We start from the raw sequence: 12116 nt of genomic DNA, 5'->3' as shown, positions 1-12116 counted from the left end.
TAAAAATTTTCCAATTTTAGAATTTTCAGAAAGTTTTAGCTTTGCTGTCTTTTTTCAGGTCTTATGATCATTCTAAGTGATTGATCTTTTGCAAAATAAGCTACCATCCAATTCCAGAAGGTATTTAACCTGTTGCGATAGGTTATCAATGAAATTAAGTGAACAAATAGCCAGATAAACCAAGCAAAAAATCCTTTAAAATGCCATTTCGGACTTGGTAAATCTACGACAGCCTTGTTTTTTCCGATAATTGCCATTGAGCCTTTGTCTTTGTAAGCAAATGGTTTTAACGGTTTATTGGCTACCATTGCTTTAAAGTTTTTAGCTAAATTTAATCCTTGCTGAATTGCAACTTGTGCAACTTGCGGATGCCCGTCAGGGAAATTTGTGTCACCAGCTAAAATTGCAGTATCACCAATTGCATAAATATTATCTACAGCATTTACTTTGTTATAAACGTCAGTTGCCATTCTGCGTCCACGTCCGTAGCTTTCCTTTGGCATTCCTTCAAAAATCTTTGCAGTTACACCGGCAGCCCAGATAAGGTTTTTAGTTTTAATGGTTTCTCCATTTTCAAAATGAACAGTATCATCAACATAATCGGTTACACGACTGTTTAATTTTACGACAACGCCTAATTTGGTTAAAGCTTCTAAAGTATCTTTTTGTGAATCTTTACTCATTGGAGCTAAAAGAGCGTCTCCTCCATCAACTAAATAAACGTTGCTTACAGAAGTGTCTAATTCTGGATATTCTTTTAAGAGAATGTTTTTTCGCATTTCTGCAAACATTCCGGAAACTTCCACTCCAGTTGGTCCGCCTCCGGCCACCACAATTGTCAATAATTTACGTCGTTTACGCATATCTTTACAAATTGCAGCTTTTTCTAGATTTTTAAGAAGCGCGTTACGCATTTCGATGGCATCATTTAAAGTTTTCATCGGAATAGCGTTTTTCATAACGTTTTCCATACCAAAATAGCTGGTTTCTGCTCCAGTTGCAAAAACTAGATAATCGTAATCTAATTCTCCGTTGCTCAAAGTGATTTTCTTTTCGGCTGGAGAAACAGATAATAATTCGCCTAAGCGAAATTGCAGATTTTTTTTGCCAGCAAAGAATTTTCTAAACGGATAACTAATGCTCGATGGCTCTAAAAATGCTGTTGCAACTTGATATATAAGTGGAGGGAAAAAGTTATAATTATTCTTGTCTACAAGTGTTACTTGTATTTGAGGCTGATTTACAAGCTCTTTTGCTAGATTAAGTCCTGCAAACCCACCTCCAATAATGACTATTTTCATATATGTTGTATTAAGTAGGATTATAAAATAATTCCTTATAAATATACAACTTTAATATGCAATGACAATTGTCATGCTTATTTGTTTTTGAATTTTTTAACAGGTTTTTCAACTATATCGATTTTGTTCTGTAAGACATAACTTGCCATTAATTTCTCGATTAATTCATCTTTTGTAAGATGATGAAAAACGGTTTTTACTCGTGTTTTTAGATCCTGAGAAAGCTCATGATTTGGTTTTGTTTTGAAGATTTGTTTTGCCCATAAAAGCATATTATTTTCTTCCAGACTTGCTGCAGAAGGTTTTTTAAACTCAGAAAATTTAATTCCTAATTCTCTTTCGAAATCAGCAATTTCAAAAACTTCTTCTTGCTGTAAAACAGTCAAAGAAAGTCCTTTTGCTCCTGCCCTTGCAGTTCTTCCGCTTCGGTGAACATAGTTCTCGTAAGTGTCAGGCAAATGATAATTAATTACATACGAGATTTCTTTCACATCGATTCCTCTCGCTGCCAAATCGGTTGCAACTAAAATGTTGATATGGCCTTCACGAAACTGTTCCATAATTCTATCGCGAATTCCTTGCGACAAGCTTCCATGAAGTGCTCCAGAAGAAAACTTATTGATAGCTAAGTTTTTGGCTAATTTGTTTACAGCAGCTTTAGTTTTACAGAAAATAATTCCTCTTTCGCCATCTCTAGAATTCAAGAAATGCATTAAAACTTCTAACTTTTCAATTGGATCGACCACAATATACTCATGGTCTATTCCTTCATTTCCAACAGTTTCCATATTGGCACTTATCTGAACGACATTTTTGTTCAAATAATTCTGAATCAATTGTTTAATTGTTCCAGGAAGTGTTGCTGAAAACAATAAAGTACGATGTTTTTTAGGTAATTCAGCAATAATTTCATCTAAACTTTCTTTTAGAATCGTAACCATTTCATCAGCTTCATCTAAAACTAAATATTCAGCTTTTTTAATGTCGATTGCTTTTCTCTGAATCAAATCTATTAAACGTCCTGGAGTTGCGACAACAATCTGAGCGCCTTCTTTTAATCTCTCTATTTGAGGTTTTATTGGAGTTCCTCCACAAATTGAGGCAATAGATATATTAGGAATATATTTTGAAAAACTTTCTAAATTTCTAAAAATCTGCTGTCCTAATTCTCTTGTTGGAACTAAGATTACAGCTTGGACTTCAGTAGATTCTGAATTTACTAATTGTAATAAAGGCAATCCAAAAGCAGCAGTTTTTCCTGTTCCTGTTTTAGCTAAACCAACTATATCGTGAGTTTCACTCAAAAATAACGGAATTGTTTTTTGTTGAATTTCTGTTGGTTCAACAATGTTTAATTCGCTTAAAGCTTTTAAAATTGGAGTCGAGATTCCTAATGTTGAGAATGGTTTAGACATGTTCTTTAATTTGTTTAAAGTTTCAGGTTTCAAGTTACACCAAAAACTTAATAAGTTGAAAGGAGAAATCACATTTACTTTGAAATGCTATTTCTCCTTTTATAAATTATGATACTATTTTAGATTCCAATAACTTGAAACATGAAACCTGAAACAATTTAACTTTTAAATTATCAATCTGGTTCGTTCATGATTTTCTCACGATACTTTTTACCAATTAATAAAGTTAATCTCTGCTTATAATCGTCAACTAGCCATTCTCGGTAGTTTTTACTACATTGGCTTAAGCATTTTGAATAACGTTTGATACGATCTTCAATATCATCTTCTAATTCTTTAGCTAACATTTTTGCTTCTTGAAGTGTTTCAGTATTGTCTACACACATTGCAGCATGCTGATCTAGAGATTTGTCTAAAACAACTTTAGAACGAAGATTTTGTTTAATGATTAATTTATGCTCTTCATCTACATCAAAATTAACTTCGGCAGTTTTACTAAATTTTGCTCGTAATTCTGGTGGCATGCTATATTTAAAGAACAATTCAATTTCGTGATCATCACGCAAGTTTTCAAGATAAAATTCTGGTGATTTAAAAATATGTTGCCAATTAACAGGATCGCTCCATAAACCAAAACGTGCGGCATTGTTTCCTAAATCGATAACTGTAAATTCATCTTTTCCAGGTAATTTACGAGAACCACGACCAATCATTTGGAAATATAATGTCAACGATTTTGTTGCTCTGTTCAAAATAATTGTTTCTACGGTTGGCTCATCAAAACCAGTTGTCAAGATTCCGACAGAAGTTAAAATTGCGTCAGGAGTCTTTTTAAACCATTGTAAAATGTCTTTACGTTCTTCAGAACTACTAGTGTTATCTAAGTGTCTGATGTCGTAACCTGCTTCTCTAAACGTCTCATATACATATAAAGAAGTATGAATACCATTATTGAAAATCAACGTTTTCTTTCCTAAAGAACGTTCTGTATATGCATGAAGCAGTTTTTCCTGCATTAAAGTATTGGTATATAAATCGTCTGAAGATTTTACTGTATAATCTCCATTGATACCAACTTTTAACGAAGTCAAACCAACATCGTAGCTATAAGTTGTAGCTTTTGCCAAGAAACCTTTTTCAATCAATGAACCGATAGTATCACCAACGATAAGTTCGTTGTAGCTTTGGTGCATTGGTAATTTTATATTAGAACTCAAAGGTGTTGCAGTTACTCCAAGAATAAAAGCATTTTTAAATGAGTTTAATAACTTTCTAAATGAGTTGTAATGTGCCTCATCAATAATAACTAAACCGATATTGTCTAAATGAAGTTTTTCATCATTAATACGGTTTTTTAAAGTTTCAACCATCGCCACGAAACAAGAAAAATCATTCTGATCAGGCAATTCTTTTACTTTACTGTTAATTATTTTGTTTGTAACACCAAAACCAGTTAACATTTTTGAAGTTTGTTTACAAAGTTCGATACGGTGCGTTAAAACAACCACTTTTTTATCGTTATGAGATAAATAGCGGCGAACGATTTCAGAAAATATTACTGTTTTTCCTCCTCCTGTTGGAAGCTGATACAGTAAGTGGTGTTTTGGAGGAGCATTGTCTAAACGGTCAAAAATGGCGTCAATATCGCCTTTTTGGTATGCATACAGTTCTTTTTTCTCTTCTCTTTGTATTTCTAAAGTGTTTTGAGACATTGTTTATTTTTGGATTTTTGCAAAAATACACCGAAAAAACAGTTATTCATCTTCTTTTAACTTAAAATAAATGTTTTTTTTAAATAAAGATTTTTTATGAGAAACGGTTTTAGTAGTCGATTTTTTCCAAAATTGCCTCAAAATCGTACTTATTTTTCCATTTTTGCTCTACAGTTTCTTTATGAATAGCGTTAATTCGCAATTTAAAATCGTTAAAAATTCCGTTTGAAACAATAAAATTTGTTGCTTGCTCAAAAGAATTTAAGATGCTTTTGTAAAACAATTCCTGCTTGATGAAATTTTGAGAAGAAAACGTTTGCGCGATTTCAATATTATAAAGCATAATATCGGCAACAACATATGAATCTACACCTAGCATCATAAAATGCTTAATCAATTTTTGCGCAACCGATCTTCGCATCTTGGCTTTCGGACGCCATTTTGCTCCAGGTTTTTTAATTGGAAAATATTCATGTGAGATTTTGACCTTTGCATCCTGAAGTAATTTGTCTTCTTTTGGATTAAAAACAAAATCATAGTACACTTTTACAGGAGCAAATTTCTCATACAATTCTATCAATTGTTCTTCTAATTGCTCTTTGGTTAATTCGCCTAAATATTTTTTTAAATCTCTTTTGCTCATTCTCAAAACTTAAGATTACAAAAGTAAATTACTTTCTTTATAAATACCTCAAAAACCAACGATAATACTTAATTTTGCGCCTATTAAACTTAAAAATTATATACATGCTCAAGATTTTCAAAGTTACTGCCATTTTAGAGGGAATTTCTTATTTAGTGTTATTTGCTAATATGTTGATTATCAAAAATAATAATCCTGAACTTTATCATACATTATTGCGTCCGTTAGGAATGACACATGGTGTTTTATTTATCGGATACATTGTTTTGGCATTTTTATTAAAAAAATCAATGAATTGGGATTTAAAAACATTTGCAATCATTCTAATCGCTTCTCTTATTCCGTTTGGAACTTTTTATATTGAGAAAAAATATTTAGAAACTAAAGCAAATGCATAAGCTTTTGGAGAAAATATTTAATTTTTTATATCCTGTTTTCAGAGATTGGGGAATGAGCCGCAATGTTGCGTCTTATACAAGCCTATTCTTTAATATCGCTATTTTAATAGCATTGGCATACGTTATATATTATGTTGCCAAATTTATTTTAGTCACTTTGACTGCCGTTTTCGCTCAACGAACTAAGACGAAATTTGACGATTATTTAATTCAAAATAAAACTACTAGATATACGGCTTATTTAATTCCGTTTTTCTTTATCTACAAAGCAGTTCCGGTTATTTTAGATAAATATGAATATTGGGAATCCATGTTCGGAAAAATCGTTGGAGTTTATATTGTATTATTGGGATTATGGATCGTTAGAACTGTTTTTAATTCGTTACGAGATTATTTAAAACAAAAACCAGAATACAGCGACAAACCAATTGACAGCTTCGTTCAGGTTATTATGATTGTGCTTTGGATTTTTGGAGTTGCCATGATTATTTCGACTTTATTCGGAATCAAAAAAGGCGAATTGCTAACGATCTTAGGAACACTTTCGGCCATTATCATCTTAATTTTCAGAGACACAATCCTTGGTTTTGTTTCGAGTGTTCAGGTTGCTATAAACGATATGGTTCGCATTGGAGACTGGATTACGATGGATAAATTTGGTGCCGATGGAGATGTTATCGAAATCAATTTGACAACGGTAAAAGTTCGAAATTTCGATAATACCATTACCACAATTCCGACTTATGCTTTAAGTTCAGATTCATTTCAGAATTGGCGCGGAATGCAGAAATCTGATGGAAGACGTATCAAAAGGCACGTTTTAATAAAAAGCAGTACCATTCGTTTTTTAAATGAAGAGGATTTGCAGCAATTAAGAAAAATACAGCTTATCACTTCTTATATTGACAGCCGTCAAGCGGAGATTGATAAATACAATGATCTTAGAGGAATTGATAAAACGCTTTCGCTGAATGGCCGAAATATGACTAATCTAGGATTGTTTCGAAAATACATCATTCAGTATTTAGTAAATCATCCAGGGTTAAACAAAGACATGCATATTATGTGTAGACAATTGCAGTCGACTGCGCACGGAGTTCCATTAGAAATTTATGTTTTTTCTAGTGACAAACGCTGGGCGAACTACGAATACATTATGGCCGATATTTTCGATCACGTAATGGCTTCTGTGCAATATTTTGATCTTGAAATTTTTGAACTTCCTTCGAAAATTGGAAAATTAGAATAGAGTTTTTTTAACCGCAAAGAGCGCTAAGAATTACGCAAGGTTCGCAAAGTTTTTACACAAAGCTTTGCGAACTTTGCATTTTTAGTAAGTCTAACTAATAAAAAAACTTTGCGTGCTTTGCGGTACACAAAGTAATTCAAGTTTGGAATTTAAAATTTGAAATTTGGAATTTTATAATATTTACTTCTCCTCTATCTTCTCAAAAAGAAACTCAGGATTATTATATTCAATTGGAACTTCTGGAACATAACACGGAAGATTAAAATAAGTCCCGATTACTCCTTTTCCTAAATAGAGTTTATTGTCTTTCTTTAGAAGAGCCAAAGGAACTCTTTTCCAAGCTCCGCCAAAAGAAATATAATGATAATCGCCTCTAAGCGTATCACCTCTTAAATCTCCTCTTACATCGCCAGAATCTTTTCCGGTTCCATAATGCGAAATTTCGTAACGGCCATAAAAACGTTTGTCGTTTATATGAATATCAAAAACGGCCGTGTCTTTGTTATTTACAGCACGATATAATTGATGGTTATATTTTTCTTTGTCTTCTTTAGAATTGCAAGAAGCTAATAATAAGCAGAGAAACAGAAATAATCGCATAATTTATTTTTAGAAAAACAAAAATAGGTTTTTACTATGGGATTATTTCTTTAACTTTAAGAAAAACTTAAAACAAAACCCCATGGAAGATAGAGACACTTTTTTAAAAGAATTCAGAGGCGAAACTTTAGGAACCGTAAGTGCTCAATCTTCAGCAGATGAGATCTTTCAAAACCAAACGATCAGACCAATTTTAAAGCTTCAAAACGATTTATTTATAGCTGTTTTTTTGAATTACGTAAACAAGAATAAACCTGATTTTTATTCTTACTCGGTTGAAAAGAAACTCCAAACAATCGAAAACTCTATTCAAAAAGACATTAAATTCAGAAATTCTTTAAAAGGAATTGTAATGGCGCTTTTTACGGTTGATGAATACAATACTTATATCCAAAATTCTTCTGATTTAAATAAACGAATGATGAATTTACTGATTGACCGATTGAAAAATCAGGTGCAATTGTTTGAAGTGGAATCAAATTAATAATAAAAAAGCATGCAATTTTAGTTTAGATGAAATTTAGTTTAGATTTTACAACAGATTATGGTCAATTTTATTTAAATGAAAAAGATGATGAAGGAGATACTGAAAGCGAAAGTTTTTGGTCTAATGAAGCTTTTAATGATAAACTTGCTGTAGAGAAAGGGATTTTAGGGATTTCTATTGAAAATAGTGACGGAATTGTAAAATGTGAACTTGAATTTTTAGATTCTAAAAGTTTAATTTCTGATTTCAGTGATTTTGATCATGTTGTAGAAGCTAGTTTAGAAATAAAAACTGGTTTCGTACAAATAAATGATTGTCCGTTAACGACCCTTATTTTAGAAGAAAAAATTGAAACTGGGAATTATAGAGTTCGTGTCTATTATGGTAATTTAGAATCTGCATATTCTGAAGCACCTAAGGATTATTATAGAATTGAAATGTGGAAAGATGTTTTTTCAGATAGACATGTTTTAAAGAGATTTGAAAATAAATTCTAATGCAATAAATTTATATTTAAAATAAATGTTCAGCCAATTCCGAAACAGATTCCCTTTAACTGATGAAAAATGGAATGAATACATCGGTTATTTCAATCGAATTGAAGTTCTTACGAAAACGACACTTTTAGAAGAAGGCGAAGTTTCAAAAAAACTTTATATTATCGAAAAAGGTTGTATTCGGGTTTGGTTTAACAATAACGGAAAAGATCTCACTACGCAATTCTTTTTTGAAAATGAGAGCGTTGCTTCTATCGAAAGTTTTATGAAGAAACTTCCGAGTCCGACAAATATAGAAACCATTGAGCCTTCGGTTTTGTGGTGGATTCATAAAAATGATCTGGATAAAATTCTCGAAGAAATCAAAGAAATACCAGCATTGAGAGATAGTCTCATTAATAAGCTTTTTGAGCGTACTTTTGATTATATGAAGTATTTTGTTTCGTTTATAAAAGATTCCCCTGCAGAGCGATATGTTAATTTAATTCAACAAAGACCTCAAATAATATTACGAGTTCCGCAACATTATATCGCTTCTTACTTAGGCATTACAACTGTACATTTAAGCAGATTAAAAAACAAATTAGTAAATAAGAATAATTGACCTATTAATATAAGCCAAGCTTAAACTAGCTTATATAACTTATATGGTTTAAGGAGAAATTTGATAACAAATGTTATCGTCTCCCCATAAACGGCTCTGTAATTTTGCTTCATAAAATTTAATAATTATGAAAGCAGCAGTAGTTTATAAAAAAGGCGAATTGCCAAAATATGCAGAATTTGAAGAGCCAATTGCATCAAATGAAAATGAAGTTTTGGTTTCGGTAAAAGCCGTAGCCATTACAAATCTGGATAAAGGAATTGCAAGCGGAGATCATTATTCTTCGGAAAAAGAAAATCAAAACGGATTTGTAGTTGGAAGCGACGGAATTGGAGTTCTAAAAAATGGAACAAGAGTTTACGCCCGCGGAATCTCAGGAACAATCGCAGAAAAGGCTTTAGTAGAGAAAAAACGAATGGTTGTTTTGCCAAACGGAATTGATGATGCAACAGCTGCAGCGATGCCAAACGCAGTTGCAGGCTCGGCAATGGCACTTCGTTTTAGAGCAACAATAAAACCTGGAGAAACAGTTTTAATAAATGGAGCCACTGGTTTTACGGGACAAATGGCTGTTCAAATTGCAAAACATTACGGAGCTAAAAGGATAATTGTTACAGGAAGAAATGAAAAAGCGCTTGAAAGCCTTTTAGAATTAGGTGCAGATCAAATTATATCCTTAAAACAGAATGATGAATCTTTTATTTCTCAGCTAAGAGAAATCCATAAAAACACTCCAATTGATATTGTAATTGACTATTTATGGGGACATTCAGCAGAGCTTATTCTTTCAATTTTAAAAGGAAACGGAAATTTTACGCATAGAACTAGGTATGTTTCTGTAGGTTCTATGGCTGGAGATACCATTCAATTGTCTGCACAGATTTTACGAAGTGTTGATCTTCAATTATCTGGTTCTGGATTAGGAAGTTGGACAAAAGAAGAAGTGAAATTGTTATTTTCTGAAATCCTTCCCGAAATGTTTCTTTTGGCATCTAAAAATATACTAAAAGTAAATATTGAAACCGTTCATTTATCAGATATTGAGAAAATGTGGAATGCAGAAGTTCCCGATGGAAAGCGTTTGGTAGTTCTTGTTTAAAGCTTCTAAGGTTCTGAGTTGCTACCCCGATAGCTATCGTGGCTAAGTTTTTTCAGACTCAGAACCTTAGTATCTTAGTATCTTAGAATCTCAAGTAAAACTTCCTCAAATCTATTTCTTGGTAAAAACTGATCTTCTAGTGCTTTAGTAAAAGGAATTGGTGAATCTAAACTTGCCACACGTTTTACAGGAGCATCTAGATATTCGAAGCAATTTTCCATAATTAAAGCCGAAATATCACTTGCGATTCCACCAAACAGTGTGTCTTCTTGAAAAATTATAGCTTTTCCTGTTTTTTTAACTGAAGTGAAAATTGTTTCTGTGTCTAAAGGCTGTAAAGTTCTTAAATCTATTAAATCGGCATCAATTTCTGGATGTTTCGCTAATGTGTCTAAAGCCCAATGAACTGCAGCTCCAAATGAAATAATAGTTACCGATCTTCCTTCTTTAACTAAAGCAGATTTACCTAAAGGAATAGTATAATAGTCAGTTGGAACATCTTGATAAATACTTCTGTACAATAATTTATGTTCGAAGAATAAAACTGGATTTGGATCATTAATCGAAGTATTTAAAAGGCCTTTTGCATCGTATGGAAATGCTGGATAAACTACTTTTAAACCTGGAGTTTTAGTAAACCAAGCTTCATTGGTCTGCGAATGGAATGGCCCAGCTTGAGTTCCGCCTCCGCAAGGCATTCTAACGACAACATCTGCTTTTTCGCCCCAGCGATAATGAGATTTTGCTAATAGATTCACAATCGGGTTAAATCCAGTAGAAACAAAATCGGCAAATTGCATTTCTATAATTGCTTTGTATCCGTTTATAGATAATCCCATTCCTGTTGAAATTACAGCACTTTCGCAAATTGGCGTGTTCCGTATACGGTCTTTTCCAAAAGCATCAACAAAACCTTCTGTAATTTTAAATGCTCCGCCATATTCAGCAATGTCCTGTCCCATAATAACCAAGTTTTTATGGCGCCACATAGATTGTTCTAAACCATTACGAATAGCATCAATAAAACGAATATTTGTAGAATCAGAATTATGGGTATATTCTTCATATTGAAATGGTTTATAAACATCATCTAATTCTCCACTATAAGTTGGTTCGATTTCAGGTTCAGCATTTGCCAATGCCCAATTTTCATCAATTTCTTGTTTTATTTCAGCATGAAATTGTTCGTCTTGTTCAGCAGTTAGAATTCCAATTTCAGTCAAATATTTTCTGTAATTTGTAACAGGATCTCTAAGCTCCCATTGATCCATTAAATCTTGAGGAACATATTTTGTGCCGCTTGCCTCTTCGTGTCCTCGCATTCTAAAAGTCTTAAACTCCAACAAAATTGGGCGTGGATCTTCCTGCATTTCTTTTTTAAGTTTAGACAATTTATTGTAGACTTCAACAATATTATTTCCGTCAACGATCCAGCTTTCAATTCCGTAGCCAATTCCTTTATCAGCAAGGTTTTCGCAAGCATATTGTTCGTTAGTTGGTGTCGAAAGTCCGTAACCGTTATTTTCTACAATAAACATTACCGGAAGTTTCCAAACAGCAGCAATATTCAATGCTTCATGAAAATCACCTTCGCTTGTTCCGCCTTCTCCCGTAAAAACAGCCGTAATTTTTTTATTGTCTTGAAGTTTATTTGCAAGTGCGATTCCGTCAGCAATTCCTAATTGTGGACCCAAATGCGAAATCATTCCTATAATATTGTATTCTTGTGTTCCAAAATGGAAACTTCTGTCTCGTCCTTTTGTAAAACCATTTGCCTTTCCTTGCCATTGCGAAAACAAACGATGAAGCGGAACTTCTCTAGTTGTAAAAACACCAAGATTTCGGTGCATTGGGAGTATGTATTCTGACTGATCTAAAACAGCCGTTACACCAACAGCGATAGCTTCTTGCCCTATTCCAGAAAACCATTTAGAAACTTTTCCTTGACGAATCAAGATTAGCATCTTTTCTTCAATCAATCTAGGCTTTAATATTTTTTTATATAAATCTAATAATTCAGTGTCAGAAAGGTTTTGTCGGTAAAAAATCATGTAATTTTTTGTTTTTTAGTGTTTCAAATATAACAAATTGCATCAATTTTATTGGTTTTT

General features: G+C 32.6%; 12 protein-coding genes. 6 read left to right on the top strand and 6 right to left on the bottom strand.

The features are described from left to right. Positions 1-35 precede the first annotated feature (35 nt). The 4 genes from JC605_RS07825 to JC605_RS07810 all read right to left on the bottom strand — a co-directional run bounded on the left by JC605_RS07825 (position 36) and on the right by JC605_RS07810 (position 5071). Positions 36-1301: an NAD(P)/FAD-dependent oxidoreductase gene (locus tag JC605_RS07825; RefSeq protein WP_198855670.1), complete on the bottom strand. Its 1266-nt coding sequence runs from the start codon at positions 1299-1301 to the stop codon at positions 36-38. Positions 1302-1378: 77 nt separating this feature from the next. Continuing rightward, on the bottom strand, positions 1379-2716 hold the full coding sequence (locus JC605_RS07820) for a DEAD/DEAH box helicase (RefSeq protein WP_198855669.1): 1338 nt from the start codon (positions 2714-2716) through the stop codon (positions 1379-1381). A gap of 173 nt (positions 2717-2889) precedes the next feature. Next, positions 2890-4428, bottom strand: a complete 1539-nt coding sequence (locus tag JC605_RS07815) for a DEAD/DEAH box helicase (protein WP_198855668.1) — start codon at positions 4426-4428, stop codon at positions 2890-2892. A 109-nt stretch (positions 4429-4537) separates the two neighbouring features. After that, positions 4538-5071 (bottom strand): DUF6155 family protein, encoded by a 534-nt coding sequence (locus tag JC605_RS07810; protein WP_198855667.1) that lies wholly within the window; start codon positions 5069-5071, stop codon positions 4538-4540. A gap of 104 nt (positions 5072-5175) precedes the next feature. On the opposite strand from JC605_RS07810, the gene JC605_RS07805 reads away from it, so the two are divergent. Both JC605_RS07805 and JC605_RS07800 read left to right on the top strand, forming a co-directional pair. Then, positions 5176-5469, top strand: a complete 294-nt coding sequence (locus JC605_RS07805; RefSeq protein ID WP_198855666.1) for a DUF3817 domain-containing protein — start codon at positions 5176-5178, stop codon at positions 5467-5469. Continuing rightward, the gene (locus JC605_RS07800) at positions 5462-6718 is read left to right on the top strand and encodes a mechanosensitive ion channel family protein (protein ID WP_198855665.1); all 1257 of its coding nucleotides are present in this window, start codon (positions 5462-5464) and stop codon (positions 6716-6718) included. Before JC605_RS07805 ends, JC605_RS07800 begins: the two co-directional genes overlap by 8 nt. 180 nt (positions 6719-6898) lie before the next feature. Here the strand turns inward: JC605_RS07800 and JC605_RS07795 are convergent, their stop codons facing one another. Next, a complete protein-coding gene (locus tag JC605_RS07795; RefSeq protein ID WP_198855664.1) occupies positions 6899-7318 on the bottom strand; it encodes a hypothetical protein in 420 nt (139 codons plus the stop codon). A gap of 82 nt (positions 7319-7400) precedes the next feature. Here JC605_RS07795 and JC605_RS07790 point away from each other — a divergent pair, with 82 nt between their 5' ends. From JC605_RS07790 to JC605_RS07775, 4 genes are all read left to right on the top strand, one after another. Beyond that, the gene (locus JC605_RS07790) at positions 7401-7802 is read left to right on the top strand and encodes a glyoxalase (RefSeq protein WP_198855663.1); all 402 of its coding nucleotides are present in this window, start codon (positions 7401-7403) and stop codon (positions 7800-7802) included. A 29-nt stretch (positions 7803-7831) separates the two neighbouring features. After that, complete coding sequence (locus JC605_RS07785) at positions 7832-8302, top strand: hypothetical protein (RefSeq protein WP_198855662.1); 471 nt, start codon at positions 7832-7834, stop codon at positions 8300-8302. Positions 8303-8327: 25 nt separating this feature from the next. Beyond that, the gene (locus JC605_RS07780) at positions 8328-8906 is read left to right on the top strand and encodes a Crp/Fnr family transcriptional regulator (RefSeq protein ID WP_198855661.1); all 579 of its coding nucleotides are present in this window, start codon (positions 8328-8330) and stop codon (positions 8904-8906) included. 127 nt (positions 8907-9033) lie between these two features. Further along, entirely contained in the window at positions 9034-10005 is a 972-nt protein-coding gene (locus tag JC605_RS07775) for a zinc-binding alcohol dehydrogenase family protein (protein ID WP_198855660.1), read from the top strand. A 74-nt stretch (positions 10006-10079) separates the two neighbouring features. Here JC605_RS07775 and JC605_RS07770 read toward each other — a convergent pair whose 3' ends face one another. Then, positions 10080-12056, bottom strand: a complete 1977-nt coding sequence (locus tag JC605_RS07770) for a thiamine pyrophosphate-dependent enzyme (RefSeq protein ID WP_198855659.1) — start codon at positions 12054-12056, stop codon at positions 10080-10082. Positions 12057-12116 lie beyond the last annotated feature (60 nt).

The organism is Flavobacterium sp. IB48, from assembly GCF_016405855.1.
Lineage (GTDB): Bacteria > Bacteroidota > Bacteroidia > Flavobacteriales > Flavobacteriaceae > Flavobacterium > Flavobacterium ginsengisoli.
This window is presented reverse-complemented; position numbering and strand designations above follow the sequence as displayed.

Excerpts from the sequence above, each read along its gene's own strand:
- JC605_RS07775 (WP_198855660.1), top strand. The coding sequence starts at position 9,034 with ATGAAAGCAGCAGTAGTTTATAAAAAAGGCGAATTGCCAAAATATGCA.
- JC605_RS07815 (WP_198855668.1), bottom strand. The coding sequence starts at position 4,428 with ATGTCTCAAAACACTTTAGAAATACAAAGAGAAGAGAAAAAAGAACTG.
- JC605_RS07805 (WP_198855666.1), top strand. The coding sequence starts at position 5,176 with ATGCTCAAGATTTTCAAAGTTACTGCCATTTTAGAGGGAATTTCTTAT.
- JC605_RS07795 (WP_198855664.1), bottom strand. The coding sequence starts at position 7,318 with ATGCGATTATTTCTGTTTCTCTGCTTATTATTAGCTTCTTGCAATTCT.
- JC605_RS07790 (WP_198855663.1), top strand. The coding sequence starts at position 7,401 with ATGGAAGATAGAGACACTTTTTTAAAAGAATTCAGAGGCGAAACTTTA.
- JC605_RS07800 (WP_198855665.1), top strand. The coding sequence starts at position 5,462 with ATGCATAAGCTTTTGGAGAAAATATTTAATTTTTTATATCCTGTTTTC.
- JC605_RS07780 (WP_198855661.1), top strand. The coding sequence starts at position 8,328 with ATGTTCAGCCAATTCCGAAACAGATTCCCTTTAACTGATGAAAAATGG.
- JC605_RS07825 (WP_198855670.1), bottom strand. The coding sequence starts at position 1,301 with ATGAAAATAGTCATTATTGGAGGTGGGTTTGCAGGACTTAATCTAGCA.
- JC605_RS07770 (WP_198855659.1), bottom strand. The coding sequence starts at position 12,056 with ATGATTTTTTACCGACAAAACCTTTCTGACACTGAATTATTAGATTTA.
- JC605_RS07785 (WP_198855662.1), top strand. The coding sequence starts at position 7,832 with ATGAAATTTAGTTTAGATTTTACAACAGATTATGGTCAATTTTATTTA.
- JC605_RS07820 (WP_198855669.1), bottom strand. The coding sequence starts at position 2,716 with ATGTCTAAACCATTCTCAACATTAGGAATCTCGACTCCAATTTTAAAA.
- JC605_RS07810 (WP_198855667.1), bottom strand. The coding sequence starts at position 5,071 with ATGAGCAAAAGAGATTTAAAAAAATATTTAGGCGAATTAACCAAAGAG.